The 17885-nt window shown below is 40.2% G+C and carries 16 protein-coding genes; all 16 read left to right on the forward strand.

Annotated elements, in window-relative coordinates:
- The first annotated feature begins 103 nt into the window (after window positions 1-103).
- Window positions 104-442 carry a hypothetical protein gene (locus EII37_RS08090; protein ID WP_000393461.1) on the forward strand — a complete coding sequence of 113 codons (339 nt, stop codon included), beginning with the start codon at window positions 104-106 and terminating at the stop codon, window positions 440-442.
- Window positions 439-2079, forward strand: a complete 1641-nt coding sequence (locus EII37_RS08095; RefSeq protein WP_124788210.1) for a terminase TerL endonuclease subunit — start codon at window positions 439-441, stop codon at window positions 2077-2079. Before EII37_RS08090 ends, EII37_RS08095 begins: the two co-directional genes overlap by 4 nt.
- 54 nt (window positions 2080-2133) lie before the next feature.
- The gene (locus tag EII37_RS08100; protein ID WP_124788211.1) at window positions 2134-3285 is read left to right on the forward strand and encodes a phage portal protein; all 1152 of its coding nucleotides are present in this window, start codon (window positions 2134-2136) and stop codon (window positions 3283-3285) included.
- Entirely contained in the window at window positions 3266-4048 is a 783-nt protein-coding gene (locus tag EII37_RS08105; protein ID WP_124788212.1) for a head maturation protease, ClpP-related, read from the forward strand. The genes EII37_RS08100 and EII37_RS08105 overlap by 20 nt, the downstream gene beginning before the upstream one ends.
- 14 nt (window positions 4049-4062) lie before the next feature.
- Entirely contained in the window at window positions 4063-5184 is a 1122-nt protein-coding gene (locus EII37_RS08110; RefSeq protein WP_124788213.1) for a phage major capsid protein, read from the forward strand.
- 15 nt (window positions 5185-5199) lie between these two features.
- A complete protein-coding gene (locus EII37_RS08115; RefSeq protein ID WP_124788214.1) occupies window positions 5200-5487 on the forward strand; it encodes a phage gp6-like head-tail connector protein in 288 nt (95 codons plus the stop codon).
- The gene (locus tag EII37_RS11175; RefSeq protein ID WP_185695983.1) at window positions 5480-5656 is read left to right on the forward strand and encodes a hypothetical protein; all 177 of its coding nucleotides are present in this window, start codon (window positions 5480-5482) and stop codon (window positions 5654-5656) included. The genes EII37_RS08115 and EII37_RS11175 overlap by 8 nt, the downstream gene beginning before the upstream one ends.
- The gene (locus EII37_RS08120; RefSeq protein WP_124788215.1) at window positions 5640-6032 is read left to right on the forward strand and encodes a phage head-tail adapter protein; all 393 of its coding nucleotides are present in this window, start codon (window positions 5640-5642) and stop codon (window positions 6030-6032) included. Before EII37_RS11175 ends, EII37_RS08120 begins: the two co-directional genes overlap by 17 nt.
- Window positions 6025-6426 carry a hypothetical protein gene (locus tag EII37_RS08125; protein ID WP_124788216.1) on the forward strand — a complete coding sequence of 134 codons (402 nt, stop codon included), beginning with the start codon at window positions 6025-6027 and terminating at the stop codon, window positions 6424-6426. Before EII37_RS08120 ends, EII37_RS08125 begins: the two co-directional genes overlap by 8 nt.
- The gene (locus tag EII37_RS08130; RefSeq protein ID WP_124788217.1) at window positions 6427-6807 is read left to right on the forward strand and encodes a hypothetical protein; all 381 of its coding nucleotides are present in this window, start codon (window positions 6427-6429) and stop codon (window positions 6805-6807) included. It begins immediately after the preceding gene.
- A gap of 22 nt (window positions 6808-6829) precedes the next feature.
- Entirely contained in the window at window positions 6830-7414 is a 585-nt protein-coding gene (locus EII37_RS08135) for a major tail protein (RefSeq protein ID WP_124788218.1), read from the forward strand.
- A 48-nt stretch (window positions 7415-7462) separates the two neighbouring features.
- Window positions 7463-7756 carry a phage tail assembly chaperone G gene (gene gpG / locus EII37_RS08140; protein ID WP_124788219.1) on the forward strand — a complete coding sequence of 98 codons (294 nt, stop codon included), beginning with the start codon at window positions 7463-7465 and terminating at the stop codon, window positions 7754-7756.
- Between the two features lie 199 nt (window positions 7757-7955).
- Entirely contained in the window at window positions 7956-12179 is a 4224-nt protein-coding gene (locus EII37_RS08145) for a phage tail tape measure protein (protein ID WP_124788220.1), read from the forward strand.
- Window positions 12176-13675 (forward strand): distal tail protein Dit, encoded by a 1500-nt coding sequence (locus EII37_RS08150; RefSeq protein WP_124788221.1) that lies wholly within the window; start codon window positions 12176-12178, stop codon window positions 13673-13675. The genes EII37_RS08145 and EII37_RS08150 overlap by 4 nt, the downstream gene beginning before the upstream one ends.
- 2 nt (window positions 13676-13677) lie before the next feature.
- Window positions 13678-16848 carry a phage tail protein gene (locus tag EII37_RS08155; protein ID WP_124788222.1) on the forward strand — a complete coding sequence of 1057 codons (3171 nt, stop codon included), beginning with the start codon at window positions 13678-13680 and terminating at the stop codon, window positions 16846-16848.
- Between the two features lie 4 nt (window positions 16849-16852).
- The coding region (locus tag EII37_RS08160) for a DUF859 family phage minor structural protein (RefSeq protein ID WP_221620936.1) at window positions 16853-17885 on the forward strand (1033 nt) is incomplete at its 3' end.

A 17885-nucleotide genomic window follows, 5' to 3' on the forward strand; every position in this document is an offset into this window, starting at 1 on the left:
CCCCCCCCGGTCAAAAAAATCCAGTGTTTTTAAGATTCTGGGAACCGGTGGGAGGGGTCAACTGTCCAAATTTTTAACAAAAAATTAAAGGGGGTGGGGGGTAATGGAAGAATACTCAGAAAAAAATATAAAAGAATTAGAAAATCAGCTACTTTCTAAAATCGGCTACTTTAGTCCTAGAAAAAAAGATGCGATCCAGTACGAAAAAGTGAATCGTTATCTCTATCTCGTCAGATTGCTCTATGAGCTGAAAGCCAAACTTCATGAAGATGGATTGGTCATTACAGTTCACAACGGACAACAGAGATTCCAAAAAGCGAATTCTCTCATCAAGGAAATCAACACAACAAGCAATCAGCTTTTAGCTATTGAGCGGTCGTTTGATTTTGAGGTGGAAAACTCGCCTGTTGAGAAACCTACGTCTGGAAGCGATCTGTTATGATTTCTCATCCGCTGGTTGATGACTACATCAAAATGGCCGAGAGTGGAGAAATTGTCGTCAACAAGGAAAGAAAGTTGCTGTTTAAAATCATCAAGGAGAAAATCTATCCTCGTGATGATCTATATTTTGATAATGACTTAATCGACAAGTTCATTCGGTTTGCGGAAAAGAACTTTTTCCCTCTGGCCAAGTACCAGCTTTTCTTGACTCCGTTTATATTTCTTTTTAGGAAAGAGGACGGGGAGCCACACTTCGATGAGTATCTGTATACTTTGGCTCGTGGAGGTGGTAAGAATGGTTTCATGTCTGCTAGGTCATCGTTCTTTATCAGTCCTATCTACCCTATCAGAGATTATGACGTGACTATCACTGCTAACTCTGAGAAACAGGGTAAGGTTTCGTTTGAGGAGGTCTATGAGACTATTCAAAGACGTGGTCTTGAGGATCATTTCTATCTAACTAAAATGTCTATCACAGGTCGAGCGAACAACTCGGTCTTTTCTTTTCGGACAAATAACCCGAAGACTATGGACTCTGCTCGTGATGGTTGTCTTGAGTTTGACGAGATTCACCAGTTTGAAGATGACAAGGCTGTGAAGGTCCAAAGGTCTGGTCTTGGTAAGATTGCTCATGCTCGAACATTCTACAACGGGACGAATGGATATGTGCGAGAGGGATTTTACGACAAGCTGATAGAGAAGTCTATGCAAATCTTGAATGGAGAGGTTGATGATTTCAGGCTCTTTCCTTTCATCTGCAAGTTAGACAGTGCGGATGAAGTGGATGATATGAAGAACTGGCCGAAAGCTAATCCGATGTTGGATGAAAGCACTCCTTACGCTAAGAGGTTGCTTGCTAGAACCAAGGCTGACTATGATGACCTTGAGTTGGAGCCATCTGGCCGTCAGGAGTTCATGACAAAACGGATGAATCTTCCTGAAGCTGACCTTGAGAAAGATGTGACTTCTCGAGAAAAGCTAGTTGCTTGTTTGCGTTCTCCTGGTATCGACTTGAAGGGACGCTCATGTGTTGCAGGTTTTGACTATGCTAGTATTCGAGACTTTGCAAGTGTGGGATTGCTATTTAAGAATGGGGATGAATTTATCTGGAAGCAACATTCATTTGCTCGTAAAGCATTTTTGAAAGCTTTCAAACCAAAAGCTCCTATCCAGGAATGGGCAGAAAGAGGTCTGTTTACGATTGTGGACGGTCCTAGTATTGATCCACGGCTTTTGATTGCTAAGCTTGTCGAATGGAGCAAACTTTACCAAATTGAACTTGTATGTGCCGATGGTTTTAGAATGGACTTGTTGAAACCTCTTTTGGAAGAGGCTGGGTTTGAATATGAGTTCTTGCGCAATCCTGGGGCTATTCAATCAAAAGTCGCGCCAACTATTGAAGATGGATTTGCTAATGAGCGTTTTATCTTTGAGGATGATAACTCTATGATCTGGTATACAGATAATACCTACGTCAAAGAGGACAAGGATGGCAATAAGCGTTTCTTGAAGAAAGAGCCTGTCAGAAGAAAGACAGATGGGTTCCATGCTTTGATAGCTGCTCTATACAAGCGTGAGCTTGTGCAAGAGTCAAATATTGGGGAATTCCTTGACATGATTGATAGTTGGGATTTTTAAAGCATAAATTTTGGGTGGGTGGCCGGCAGAAATTAAAAGAAAGGAGGAAGTGCATTGGGGTTACTGAATTTATTTAAGCGCGAAGTACCAGAGGTTTTTTTTGAGTTTGAGGATCTTGAGCGGATGTTTGGAAATCTGCAACTCAAAAGCTTAGCGATTGATAAGTCAGCTGAGTTCATCGCTCGGATTTTTGCTAAGTCAGCATTTAAATATCAAGAAAACGGTAAGGTTAAGCCTTCTGATTGGGATTACTTGTTAAATGTTAGGCCAAATAAAAACGAGTCAGCTTCTGAATTTTGGCAAAAAGTTGTTTATCGTTTGATTACTAAGAACGAAGTTCTAATTTTTCTTACTGATGATGATCAGTTGCTTGTCGCAGATTCCTTTACACGAACTAAATATGCTGTTTATGATGATGTGTTTGAGTTTGTATCTTGTAGAGGCTTCACATTTGAGAAGCGTTTTCGGATGAGTGAAGTGATTTTCTTACAGTACAACAATAATCGACTGCAAGATTATATTTCGGACTTATTTGCTGATTACGAGAAGTTGCACACTCGTTTGGTCGAGGCCTTGGCTAGGAATAATCAAATCAGAGGAACTCTGAAAACCAAAAACAATGGAAGTTTTGATAAGGAGATGCGAGAAAAACTTCAAGCCTATGCTGATGGACTTTTTAAGTCATTTAGCACCAAAACGATTGCGATTGTTCCATCTCAGGACGGAATGGAATACAGCGAGTTAACCAATACTACAGGAACTTCAAATATATCTGTTGAAGAATTAAAAAAACTAAGAAGACAGTTTGATGATGAAGTTGCGGATATATTAGGTATTCCGACAGCTTTGCTACATGGTGACATGGCTAATCTAGAGAATAGTCAAAAAATGTTCAATAGTTATTGTTTTCAGTCTCTTATTAAGAAGATGAGTGATGGTTTAAATTTTTCATTGCTAACTAGAAAAAGATATGACGATTTAAGTCGCTTTGTCATCGTAGGAGAAGGCCAAAGAGATAAATTTGCACTTGCTGAAAGCATTGACAAACTTATTTCTTCTGGCTCAATGTTGATTAACGAAGTTCGTGCTGAGCTCGGGTTAGAAGCTGTTCCATGGGGGGATAAACCTCTCATCACCAAAAACTATCAAATTGGTGAGCAAATAGAGAAAGGAGGTGAGAAAGAAGATGAAAGTAATTCCGATTAAGGGTACGATTGTATCAAACAATGACAGATGGCTTTACGATTGGCTTGAGTGGGATGCAACCGCTCCGAAAGATGTCATCCTTCCTGAAAGTGGTGAACCGATTGAGGTTCATATCAATTCTGGTGGTGGAGATGTTTATGCTGGTAGTGAAATCTATACTGCTCTACGCTCGTATCCTGGTAATGTGACCGTGAAAATTGTCGGTATTGCAGCAAGCGCAGCAAGCGTGATTGCAATGGCAGGAGATACGGTTGAAATCAGTCCGACTGCCCAAATCATGATCCACAATGTTTCAACGCAAGTAAATGGAGATCATAATACCCTGCTTCATGAGGCTGGAGTACTAGAAGGGTTTAACAAATCTATTGCTAGTGCCTATGTTCATAAGACTGGTAAAGCTCTTGATGATTTGCTTGGATTGATGAACAAGACGACGTGGTTTGATGCTGAATCAGCTTTGAATCACGGATTTGTAGACAAGATTATGTTTACAAATGAAGTCGCTCCGACTTTGGTTGCGACTGAAACTCCTATGATCCCAAGTGATTTTATCGAGAAAATGAGGTCAGTAATGACTCCTGATATTGATAAAATCGCAGAACTGGTAGTTAAAAAGCTAGAAGCTAAACAACCAGATATACACATTGAAAAAGAGGCTTTCGAAAATAGCGAATTTGTACAGAAGAAATTCAACCTTCCAGAAAGCCCAGAAAATAACACAAACAAGGCTGTACCTAAAGGGTTCGGTCTTTTTATGTTTTAAGAAAGGAAAACAGAATGACAATGACATTATCTAACCAATTCGAAAAACAACGTCAGGCATTTTTGGATGCCGTTACAAATGGCGCTCCTCAAGAAGAACAAGCGAAGCTTTACAATGACATGATCGAGTCCATGACCAATGAAATGATGGCTCAAGCTCGTGATGCTGCTCGTGAAGAAGTTTCCGCCTTGAATCCATACGATGCTAAGCTGACTGCAGAAGCTCGTGAGTTTTTCAATAACATTGAAAAAACTGCTCCTAAAGGGGTTGAAAAACTATTCCCTCAAGAAACAATCGACCGCATCTTTGAAGATATGGTTATGGCACGTCCACTCCTTCAACATATCGGTCTTAAAAATGCGGGAATCCGTTTGAAATTCCTTAAATCAACTCAAACTGGTCAAGCAGTTTGGGGTAAAATCAATGCCGAAATCCAAGGACAGCTTAAACAAGAATTCAGCGATGAAGAAGCAATTCAAAATAAATTGACTGCTTTTGTTGTAATTCCTAAAGACTCTGAAAAATTCGGACCTGCTTGGTTGCAAAAATTTGTTTCTACTCAGATTACCGAAGCATTTGCAGCTGCGTTGGAAGCTGCCTACTTGAACGGTGACGGCGACAATAAACCTATCGGTCTTTCTCGTACTCTTACAGGGACTGTTTCTGGAGATCATACAACTCATGCTGAAAAGGAAGCTCAAACAACTAAGTTGACTTTTGCTGATTCAGCTACTGTAGTCAAAGAATTGACAAAGGTTTACAAACACCACTCTGTTAAAGCAGACGGAACAACTCCAGTTGCAGTGGAAGGAAATCTCGTGATGGTTGTTAACCCAGCCGATGCTTGGGATGTGAAGAAACAATATACTTCTTTGAACGCTCAAGGTGTCTATGTCACTGCAATGCCTTACAACCTGATCTTAGTTGAATCTGTAGCACAAACTACAGGTAAAGTCACTACATTTGTCAAAGGTCGTTACGATGCTTTCGTAGGCGGTGGTATTGAATTTGGACGTTTTACCGAAACATATGCTTTGGAAGATTTGAATCTCTACACCGCTAAGCAATTTGCTTATGGTAAAGCTCACGATGAAAAGACTGCTGCTGTTTGGACTTTAAAATTCCCTGAAGCTTAATTTAGGAGTTGAGTCATGACTGCCGAAGTAGAACCTCATTTTCTCCTTACTGCGTTCAAGGAGAGAATGAGGATTTTTCACGACGTAGAGGATGATAACCTCTCCAGAATGTTAGAAAGCTCTGAACAGGCTATTTTTCAAATCGTGGGTACTACAAACCACAATCCACGAGTGAGAGAACTTATTTTAGAGCGTGCACGATATGCCTACAATGATCAAGTTGAATTTTTTTATCAAAACTTTCAAGGAGATTTGATGGCGTTATCTCTTGAAAATTATAAATCGGAGGAAATAGATGATTAAGGTTTTGAAAGAATTTTACGACCTTAAAGAAGGTCAATATCGCTCAGTTGGTTCAGAATTTGAAGCGACAAAAGAACGTTTTGATGAAATCAATGAAGCATTACCTGGCTTTGTTGAATGGGCAGAAAAACAAACAGAAGTAACAATATCTGATGTCCTATCAGACTAATCGTCCTAGCTATCGTTACAAGAAGCCAGAGGCTCAAAACGGAGACCTAAGAACCCCCTTGACTTTCTATACTTCTAAAGTCGAGGAGGGGTTTCATGGTCGCGATGTGAGTCACGAGAAGGCTTTTTACACAATGGGGCAAGTTTACTCTCCTAGTTTTAAAGATATTGAAATCGCAACTGGGAAGTCGATGAAAGCTAAGATGACTCTTAAAATTCGAGACCCTTTATCTGATTATCAGCCGAAGAATGAGCATTTTGTCGAAGTTAGCGACAATCGTCTTAATGGCGAAAAATGGCAAATTATAGATGTTCGTCCTGATTTTGATAATCGGGATTTTTTGATAGTCATTATTGGTGGTGGTCAAGATGTCTAGTGGAGCAGAATTGAGAGGATTTGATGATGTTCTTAGAAACATTGACGCTCGTCTTGGTGATGCTAAAGTCAAACGTGCTACTAGTCGTGCCTTGAAAGAAGTCGCAAATGAAACCTTGGAAGAATTTAAAGGTGCTTTGCAAGTCTACAAAGATACTGGAGCCACTATTGAAAGTGCTACTGCTGGACGTGTGACTGGTCTTGCTACTGGCGTTCCTGTTGTGAAGATTGGTTTTGGTGAAGGCTCTCGTTGGCGCTTGGTCCATTTGAATGAGTTTGGATATAGCAAGAATCCGCATCCGAGAGGTTTCGGTGTTATTAGACGATTCTCAGAGGCTCATGCTAAAACCTACAAATACAGAATGGCTAGTCATTTGAAGATAGGAGGTTTTTAGATGGTCAAAGATAAATTCAACGAACTCTATGAGACTTTGAAAAAAGATGAGACTTTAGTTGGAATCAGCATCAAGTCTTTTAATCGGCCGGAATCACTACCAAGCAATGAGACAAGTATCGTCATTAGACCAGTTGGTCCGCCCATGCAGACGGCTCATGGTAGTAATACTAGTTTGGCCAAGACATTTCTCTATCAGGTCAATGTAGAGTCTAAAAACTACATGGAGTGCAAAGAACTCCAAAGAAAAATTGAAAAGATTATGGAAGACCAGGGATTTTATCAGACCGTTGGTGGTTTGGATGAATGGATTCCAGAAATCAAACGCTATGTAGATGCTCGAACCTATAAAGGTCAGAGTACTCTATACGAAGAATACTAAATTAAAGAAAGAGGTGCTATAAATGGCATTAGTTGGTTTTAAACGTATGACAATTCGTGTGTTGGATGGTAACGCCGCTCCAACGCTCGGACAAAACCTTTTCGTAATCGAAGGTAAGACAGGAGAAGGTGCGACTCGTACTGCTAAAATTTCTGGTCTTGCAAGTGATCCGGTGAAAACATACGGTAGTGACGTTGCTTATCACGTATCAAACCGTGGTGTGGGCGATGTGAAGATGGAAATGACTGCGGTTGATATCCCTCCAACGGTATTGGCTAAGATCCTTGGACACCAAGTGAAAGATGAAATCATTGGTATCGGCGCTGATACTACTGCACCATTCTGCTCAGTAATGCTTGAATCTAAGACTGCAAATGGGACTCAGGCGCAGGTAGGGTTCTTTAAAGGTCAGTTCTCAATGGATGCTGAAGAGCTTGAAACACTTAAAGATAAGCAAGAAGAACTGTCAGACGACAACTTGAGCTTTTCTGCTATCGCAAGCGACGATACTGGAACAGAAGGTCTTTACTATGTGAAATACATTGGTAAGGACGAAACTAAGCTCAAAAAATTCAAAGGACAACTTAAAATGGTTGCTGCAGGGTAGGAAGAGGGCGCAAGCTCTCTTTTTATCTTTTTCTAGAAAGGAAAGTAAATGGCTAAAGTTAAATTTTTAATTAAAAATGAAAAGGGTCAAGATGTTCAAAAGACAAGTAAGGAAATTACTACCAAGGACTATCGCGACTACTTGATTCTCAATGAAGCACTATCATCTGATGTATCAGATGTAGAGAAATTAGACAAGCAATTGGAATTTATCGCCTCATTGTTTGAAGATTTGGAAGTGGAAGAGCTTTTGAAATTCACGGATATGGCAGATATTTTTGCGGTATTTGCAGACATCTACTCTCATCTGGTGGGTGATGTTGACCCAAAGGAGAAAAAATAAAGCCAAGTGAAGCACTGAAACGGTTTTATGGGTTTGTCAAGCAAGCTACTGAGGGGCCATATGGTATGAGTATTCGCGATGTTATGGATACGAGCTGGGAGGACCTAATGGGCGTTCTTGGTGAAACCGAATCTGCTAAAACTGAGGAAGTCATGGATCTTGCTGATTTTCTAGAAATGATTTAAAAAGGAGGATTTGAATGGCAGGTGGAACGCCGTTAGGTCAAATGTATATCGAGCTAGGGCTGGACGTGTCAAAGTTCAATCCTACTCTAAATGGTGCTAAGAATGCGGTTAAATACTTTCAAAGCAATGTAAAGGCGCTAGATAGTTCCCTTAAAAACAATGGGAAAAATACGGACTTGCTTCAAGCTAAGTACAAGACACTTGGTCAAGCGATTCAATCGCAAAGAAAAGTCCTTGACGAGATGAAGAAAAGTTTCGATACTCTCGAACCTGGTACAGCTAAGTTCGACAAGGCTGCTGCTGAGATTGAGCGTGAAAACGCTAAGTTAGCGGCGATGGAAGGGCAACTTCATCGTGTTAAAGAAGCTTTAGTCGCTGTCGGTAGAGAGAATAGCTTTGCTAATAAAATGACCGATTTAAGCGAAAGGTTAAACAAAAGTGGCGATAGATTAAAGAATTTTGGAAATAACGCTTCTAAAATAGGCGGACAATTGACTACGGGCGTAACTGCACCGCTAGTAGCAAGCGCTGGGTTAGCAGTAAAAGCAGCGATGGATTATGAGTCAGCTTTTGCAGGAGTAAAAAAGACGGTTGACGGTACACCGGAACAATTTAATGAATTGAGTTCAAGCATTAGAAAAATGTCTAAAACTATGCCAGCTAGTGCAACAGAAATAGCTGGTGTTGCAGAAGCTGCCGGACAATTAGGTGTTCCAATTGGTTCAATCGAGGGTTTTACAAAAACCATGATTGACCTTGGGGTGTCAACCAATCTAAGCGCTCAAGATGCCGCTAGCTCCATTGCAAAAATTGGAAACATTATGCAGGTTAAAGGCGATGATCTTGATAGTTGGTCTGCTAAATTTGGTGCTACAATTGTTGGGTTAGGGAATAATTTTGCAACAACAGAAAGCGATATTGTTCAAATGGCTAATCGTTTGGCTGCATCCGGTAAGATAGCCGGCTTAACAATGCCTGAAATCCTTGGATTGTCAACAGCGATGAGTTCTGTAGGTATTGAAGCCGAAGCTGGTGGAACAGCTATGACGCAAACATTGACGGGCATTTCTAAAGCGGTGTCAGAAGGAGGGAAAGAACTCGAAGTCTATGCCGATACAGCCGGTATGACTGCTGAACAATTTGCAGAAAAATGGAGAACCAAACCTGCTGAAGCATTGCAAGACTTTATAAAAGGTTTAGGTAAAGCCGGTGAAAGAGGAAAAGATACAAATAAAATCTTAGAAGTTCTTGGATTGACAGGTATTCGACAATCTAATATGCTGAAATCTTTGGGGCTTGCAGCTGAAACCATGGGGAAAGCCATGGGGGTTGCCAACAATGAGTGGAGCAAAGGTAAAGCATTGTCTGATGAAGCAGGGAAACGTTACGAAACGATGCAGTCAAAACTTCAAATGCTAAAAAATGAAGTAACAGATATTGCAATTGAGTTCGGGGGTCCGCTTTTAGATGCCTTAAAAGATGGATTAACAGCCGGAAAACCTTGGATAAGTCATTTGGCTGATCTAGCTAAGAAATTTAGTTCTCTTTCAAAAGAGCAACGAGAAAATATACTTAAATGGGGGATGATGGCAGCATCTGCCGGTCCTGCATTGAAGTTGTTTGGAAAAGGAACATCAATAATAGGTAGTTTTGTAAAAGGATTAGGCGGGATTTCAAAAGGAATTGGAATCGTATCTAATTTATTTAAAAATGGATTTGGAGTATCCAAATTAGGTAGCGAAGCTACATCTCTAGCAAACGGAGTAGGAGCTGTTACTTCAAAAACATCGCTATTATCCGGAGCTGTTGGGGCCCTTTCTAATCCAATTGGGTTGTTACTTGGAGGAACTGCTTTATTAGCTGGTGGTTTAGTTTATTTGGGCCATAAAAAGGACGAAGCTCGCATCAAAGCGGAGGAATTCGGCTCTACTTTAGGCGACGTTCAGCGTGGAGAGTTGCGAAACTTTCAAAAAACAGTGGATGAAACTAGTACAGCAGTCGCAAACTTCGGTACTCATACTGGAGATGCTGATAAGGTATCTGGAGCCTTTAAAAAGCTCTACGAAGAGATTGCTGCTGCTGCGGATAAAACCAATAAGCGCATGGAAGAACTCGGTGCCAAATGGGGACTTAGTGAAGAAGATATCGCAAAAGCTAAGGAAAGAAATGGGCAAATGGTATCTAATACTGAGTCTATGATGAATCAAATCAATGAGATTTATCAGCGACACAATGGTGATGCAAGTAAGTTCTCTCAGGAGGAAAAAGAAATCATCCTGAACAATCAGAATGAGATGATTAAGGCCAAACTCTCCATGATGGATTTGTCAGCAGAGCAACAGAAGGCAGCTTTACAAGCTTTGAATGGCGATGTCAGAAGTCTGAATGAAACGCAATTGAAGCATACTAAAGATGTTTTGAAGCAAGCTCTTGACGAAGAAAAGAAACTCTACGAGAACTCAAAGAGTGAGCTGAAAGAGTTGCTTGATGGGAAAGCCATTGATCAAGAAACTTACAACAAGAAACTACAGACCCTAGAAGCAAACCATACTCAAACCATGGAAGCTCTGGGAAGTAAGTACTACCAGGTCATGAAAAATCTCGATGATAAGGTAAAAACTCGAACTGGTCAAAGTTGGAACTATTGGGAAGAAGCCAAGAAGGTTCTGGAAGAATATGGTTTGTCCTATGAAGAAATCGGAAAGAAAGCTGCGGTAGCTTCTCAAAAGGTAGGTAATTCACACAGCATCCTTGCTAACTATACTAGTGAGATGAGCAAGGAAGTGAAAGAGGCTAACGATGCCTGGTCGTTGTTGGTAGGTAACATTGATAAGAATGGGAATTTCCAAGTAAAATCCAATGTTAAGGAAGTTATCGGTGAGGCTGCCAAGTCTGCGGAAGGTTGGGAACAATTGCAGTTTATTGCTAAAACTGCGGAAATCAACTCGAATGCTCGTGCGACTATTGCTGAGGCTCTTGTCGAATCTGGTAAATGGAAAGACATGACTCTCGAAGAGAAACAAGTGATTGTCAAGAACCAAACTGGCTTACAAGCTATCTTTGACAGTGAAACTCATCTTAAAACATGGAACAGTATGCCAGCTGAAGTCAAGGAACTTCTTTTGAAGAATACAGATATCATGAACAAGGCAGATGAAGCCTCGAAAGCTCTGTCTAATTATGAAAATCTGAAACCAAAACAGAAGGAGTTGCTCGCTACTGATGAAAGCCTAAGAAAGGCAGTTGCTCGCTCTACTGATACTCTAACAACCTGGAATGCGACCACACCATTTACAAAAGATTTGAAGGTAGACCCTACGAATGTTTTAAATAATGGTCGATTATCTATTGATAAAATTACAGCTTGGAATTTTGCGGCTGTCGAGACTAAATCTTTAAATGCAGTAGATAATACGAGTGCGGCTGTCGGAAGCGCTCAAGCAAGTGTAAACTCGCCCAAACAAGAAGCACCTATCGGCCTGTTTGCGACTGATCAGACTGGTGGCGTTAGAAACGAGACAAGCAGTGCCATTAATGGTATTAAGCAATATAATCCAGTGGATATTCTTGCTAAGAATAGTACTTCTGCGACTGTTAGCGAGGTGAAAACGGGAGTAAACGGTATTCAGGACAAAACTGTTACTATTAACGCTCGAGATAATGCTTCTGGTGTTCTTTCGGGTATTAAGAGCTGGATTGATAGCGTGACTGGTAATTTCTTTACGAATATCTTTGCGAGTAAGCATGCTCACGGTACCAACTATCACCCTGGTGGCCTTGCCGTTGTCAACGACCAAAGGAACAGCAACTACAAGGAAATGGTTACTCTTCCAAATGGTCAGAGCTTCATTCCTCAAGGCAGAGATGTCTTACTTCCTCTTCCGAGAGGTTCAAAGGTCTTGCGAGCGGATAAGACAAGAAGATTGATGCGTGAGATGGGTGTTCCTAAATATGCTTCTGGTATCGGGATTCCGAGTGACGCTAAATTCTTGCAAGAAATGGAAGCGGCTCAGCGTAATATCACTGTTCAAACTACTAATGCTCAAAACGGACAAGATACAGATAAAGTCGTGTCTGAGATGAGGATTCTGAGATCAAGCTTAGAAAAATTGCTTACCGCTATCCTTAATAAAGACTCAGATACTTATATGGATAGTACTGTAGTTACGGATATTATTACTAAGAAGCAAAAAGAATATGAAAAACTACAAATGATGATGAGAGGAGTACTTGAATGAGTGTGGTTACTATGAATTTTAACAAATTCGATTTAAGTGAACTTATCGAAATTCATGATATTCAACGAGATATTGGGAATAATCGTTCTATCACAACATCTTATACTGCAAGCGTTGGAGTAAATATTCAACAACAAACCATAGAAGCGAAATTCATTGAAGTAAAATTCTCTATTTGGTCTAAAGATAGAAATGCCCTCAAGCATAAGCTTGCGGGTATTTTTAATGTCAGCAGTGCTAAAAAACTTGTCTTCTCAGATGAGCCTGATAAATACTATCTGGCCATGCCTATTGAAAGTATTTCGATGCAGGAAACGATTGGTCGTAGATCAACTGGCTCAATGAAATTCATCGTTCCAGACGGTGTAGCTCATTCGTCAGCATACAAAGAAGTGTCTAATCCGACATTCGAAACAGGTAAGTTTGTCTTTAACATCAATAACGATGGAAATGTTGATACTTACCCAATCATCACCATCAAAAACAACTCTGATAATGGCTATGTTGGGGTTGTCAATTCTAAGTCAACCTTTGAAATGGGCAATCGCGAGGAAATTGATGCTGAAATAACGACGGCTTCCCAAGTTCTGCTGGATTATAGAGGTTCTAACATTTTGAGAGGATTTCAAAACTCTGATAAGGGCGTAGCTATCACAAACGATAACAAGGAACGCTTAGTTGGAACTTTAAATACATCAGATATGTGGGGAGGGAACCATATTGAACTGTCAGACATAGGAGCTTTGGAGAAAAACAAAAATAACGCCCAAAGCTTAACGTGGACCATTCCTGCCGATAGCAATGGAGAGGTGGGGTCCTTAAATGATTATCTCCTATGGCGACAGATTTTTATGGCTGCCATTGCCAGTCAATGTGGGTTCATAAAGGTTACAGTATCAGATACGAATGGGGATTTTTTGTACGGTGTTGAAACGTATAAGCGTTACACAACGGTGGACTGTGAGTATAGTGTATTTACTACAGATGGCAAAGGTGGATATAAATACATCAAGTGGTGGTATTTCATAGGAACCGGTCCTCAAGGAGAAACTGAAGATCCTTTCTTTGCGAATAAAGGTTGGACAGAGCTGAGAAGAAATGATGATAGGCTGCATGTGTACTTTAAAGGCTCTCATTATAGTTTTGTTGTACCTGAAATAAAAGGTAAAAAATCAGCAAAAATTCATATTACGCTAGGGGCAGTTAGAGACCGTCCATTGCTATCACACATGTATCTAGACGAATTCATGTATCAAAAAGATTTTGTCTCAACGGCCAAAGATATCCCCAATCGCTATCCAATTGGTTCTACAATCGTCATTAACAGCGAGGAAGACACAATCATGGTTGATGGGATCAATAAGTTTGGAGATAGGGTCCATGGTTCTTCATGGATTACGCTTCCTCCTGGGAAAAGTCAACTTGAGATTTATACATCAAGCTGGGTTAAAAAGAAACCTACTGTATCAGTAAAATTTGAAGAGAGGTGGTTGTAGCAATGCTCTTAACAATCCATGATATGAATTTGCGTCAAGTAGCATCAATAGATAATGATAAGCAGGGCGCATTGAACTATTATGATGACGCATGGGTTCGCAATCTCGAAACTGGTTCATCGACTTTTGACTTTACTGTTGCTAAGAAAGTTTTGAATACAGACTCTGCTCTTACGAAGATTCACAATCATCTAAACGAGAAAGCTTTTATTTCTTTCGAATACAAAGATAGAACGCATCTTTTTACCGTTCATAAAGTAATTGAGAACGAACAAACTATCAAAGTCAATTGTATCAACCTCAATCTTGAGTTAATCAATGAGTATGCAAATCCTTATAAAGCCACTAAAGCGATGACCTTTGTAGAATATTGCAAGGAAATGGATTTGCTGAATTATACTCTACTATCTGTTGGAATCAATGAGATTTCAGAGAAACAGCTCAAGCTTGAATGGACTAATCAGGAGACCAAGCTAGCTCGACTACTCAATTTAGCGAAGCAATTTGGTGCGGAGATTGATTTTGACACAAAGCTCCATGCAGATAGTTCTATTAAAGCATTCACTGTAAATGTATATCATGAGAACGATGGTGAGCATCAAGGTGTTGGACGAGAAAGAACAGACATCAGCTTGACATATGGTAAAAATATCGGGTCTATAACTCGTGAAATCGATAAGACTGGCATTTTTAACACTATCCGACCGACAGGTAAAATGCCAACTGTAGAAGTTGAAGATAGCGGAGAGCGTCATCTATCTAGCCAGAGAGTAAAGAATTCAGATGGTTCAACAACTGAGACTATCATTCGCACAGCTTCAGATGGAACCAAGAGTAAGACCATAGTCCATACGAAAATAACGAAGCTAGCTGACAAGACACGGATTACAACAACTACAACTACCCGTTCTGATGGTTCTATTGAACAGACTGTGACTACGAGTAAGAAAGGTGGACCTTCTAATACTGAGAAGCGGATTTTAAGACCTCCCAAGAAAAAGGAAAAAGAAACAGATCCTGAAAAAGAGGTTTTGACAATCGCTGATTTGGGAGAATGGTCAATTAAGAATGAGAAAGGAGAAGTAGAGTTTTACCAGAGAGGTCAATCGCTTTACGCTCCTATTTCTATGCAGCTCTATCCTTCAACTTTCACTTCTTCAACGGCTAATGACCAGTGGACAAGACGAGATTTTCACTTTGACACTGATGAGCCAAATGAACTGAGACGACTTGCTTACTTAAAATTAAAACAGCATTGTTATCCAGCTATCACTTATGAAGTAGATGGTTTCGTAGATGCTGAAATCGGAGATACTATACAGATTTATGATGATGGCTTTAACCCTGCTTTAATTGTAAAAGCGAGAATTTCAGAACAAAAAATTAGTTTTACAAATCCCTCAAGTAACAAGACTACCTTTGCGAACTTTAAAGCTTTGGAGAATAAGTTATCATCTGGCATCAAATCAGCATTTGAACGACTTTTTGAGAATTCAAAACCTTATATCATCAAATTATCAACCGACAAAGGTGTAATTTTTAAGAATGGTAGTGGTGAAAGTGTTGTAACACCAACTCTTTATAGAGGAGGGAAGCCTATTGTAACTGGTGTCACATGGCGCTGGTCACTAGATGGTACTGTTTCAACAGGGATGAAATATCTTGTACGTGGTTCAACTATTGATAGAACCTCAACACTCACTGTTTCAGCATATATAGATAATAACCAAGTGGCTATCGATGAAATTTCTTTTGTGAACGTTTCAGATGGTCAAAACGGGCAGAAAGGTGACAAGGGAGAACCTGGACCTAAAGGGCCTCAAGGCGAACGTGGGGAGCAAGGAGCACCAGGACTTCAAGGCTTGCAAGGTCCAAAAGGAGATCGTGGCATTCCTGGTTTAAAAGGTGTCGATGGACGCACACAGTACACCCACATTGCCTATGCTGATGATGCGACCGGAGGAGGTTTTAGTCAAACTGTTTTTATTAAGCCTTACATAGGTATGTATCAGGACTTTAATCCTACTGATAGCATGAATCCCACTGATTATCGTTGGACAAAATTTAAAGGCGATGATGGGCCTCGAGGCATACCTGGGAAAGCTGGTGTTGATGGTCGGACTCCTTATTTTCACAGGGCATGGGCTAACTCGTCGGATGGTCGTGATGGTTTCAGTACAACAGATAGCACGAATAAGCGCTATTTAGGCACTCTAACGGACTTTAATGAATCAGATAGTCAAGATCCTGCAAGATATAAGTGGACAGCTTTATTTGGGACGACAGAGCAATCAGGTAATATCTTACTAGATTCAAATACTGGATGGAGAAATAAGCATCAACAAAATTTCATCTTAGCTGAACCTTTGAAATCTGGTAAACAGTACACATTAAGCGCTAAATGGTGGAGGAGTGATAACAGTACACTTATTTTTGGAATTCGTGAAAACCCTAGTGATAATTGGCAGTGGATAAAGCTATCATATAGCTTTGAGTTGGATGTTTGGAGCGCTACTTTTACATCTAATAAAAATCTTAACGCTGGCGATACTGTTTCATTTTTTACCGGAGAACTAGAAGGGATTGGTAATGCTGATTGGGCCGTTTTAACAGTTGGAGCCATACCAATGACGAGCTGGCAACCTCACTGGTCAGAGACTCAAAAACAACTAAACTCTAAAGCAGACCAAGGGCTGACTCAGGAACAAATTAATGCTCTTTCAGAAAAAACACAAATCCATGAAGCTGAGCTAAAAGCAAAAGCATCGATGGAAGCATTAGGAGAACTTGAGAAAGCTTACAATGCTTTTGTAAAAGCAAATACTGAAAATCAGAAAAAATCTGAGGCTGATTTAGTTGAGGCAGGTCGCAGACTCGAGCTTCTCACGACCGAGTTTGGAGGAATGAAGGAGTTGAAGAAATTCATTGATACTTACATGAGTTCCTCAAATGAGGGATTGATTATCGGTAAGAATGATGCAAGTTCGACAATCAAGGTGACTCACGATCGCATATCAATGTTTTCAGCTGGTAAAGAGGTTATGTACATTTCTCAAGGTGTTATCAATATTGATAATGGTATCTTTACAGCATCCGTTCAAATCGGAAGATTTAGAACTGAGGAATACTATTTAAATCAAGATGTGAATGTCATACGATACGTAGGAGGATAGAATTTTGGCGAAATTTAGTAATTCAAACAACAGCCTGTACTTAAATGTTTACATTGACCAAGGAAATCAGGATATCTCCGCTAACTCCTCAACAGTTAACTGGAGGTTGACAGTTAGTAGAACTGGCGGTTATCCCACGTTTAACAAACAAGGAGATAGTACCCTTTCTCTTAATTTAGATGGTAGTAATGTGCACAGTAGTAGGCCGACTTGGGAAACCTCAGGCGAGGAGTACACGCTTGCTAGAGGTTCCAGCTCTGTTAGTCATAATTCCGACGGTATTAAATCCTTTCCTTTCTCATGCACATTTAATCCAAACAATGGTATTCATGGAACAATTACCGTTTCTTCAACCTTTACACTATCTCCTATTGCTCGATCTAGTTGGGTAAACGACAACGCCCTATCAGGAGATAGGAGGTTAGGAAGTCTTCATACTCTTACCATTGACCGAAAATCGAGTTCCTTCACTCATCAAGTGTGGTATAGAGTGTTTGGAAGTGATTGGATTGACTTGGGTAAGAACCACACTACAAGTGTTTCTTTCGTCCCCAGCCTTGATCTTGCACGACACAACACCAAAGCTAGTTCAGGTACAATGGATATTTGCCTACGGACATATAATGGAAATACTCAAGTAGGAAATGATGTTTATTCGAATGGATGGTATATGGCGATACCCGAAAGTGTAAAACCTACATTTGCTAGTCTTTCACTAACAGACATGAATACAGCTGCAAGACAACTCTTGAATGGAAACAACTTCTTACAAATTATTTCGGATATTCAGGTCAACTTTACTAGTCCATCTGGTGCATATGGTTCTACCATAACTGGATATCGTGCTGAAATTGTAAACAAGAAAAATAGTGTTTCCGAAAATGGAGGCCGTTTAGGAATGATGAATTTCAACGGTTCAGCAACTATTCGAGCTTATGTCACAGACAGTCGAGGCAGGCAATCAGATACAAGGGATATTACAATCAATGTCATTGAGTATTTCGCACCAGCTTTTAGTTTTACAGCCTTTAGAACAC

Origin of the sequence: Streptococcus sp. OH4692_COT-348, assembly GCF_003859975.1 — a bacterium.
Classification (GTDB): domain Bacteria; phylum Bacillota; class Bacilli; order Lactobacillales; family Streptococcaceae; genus Streptococcus.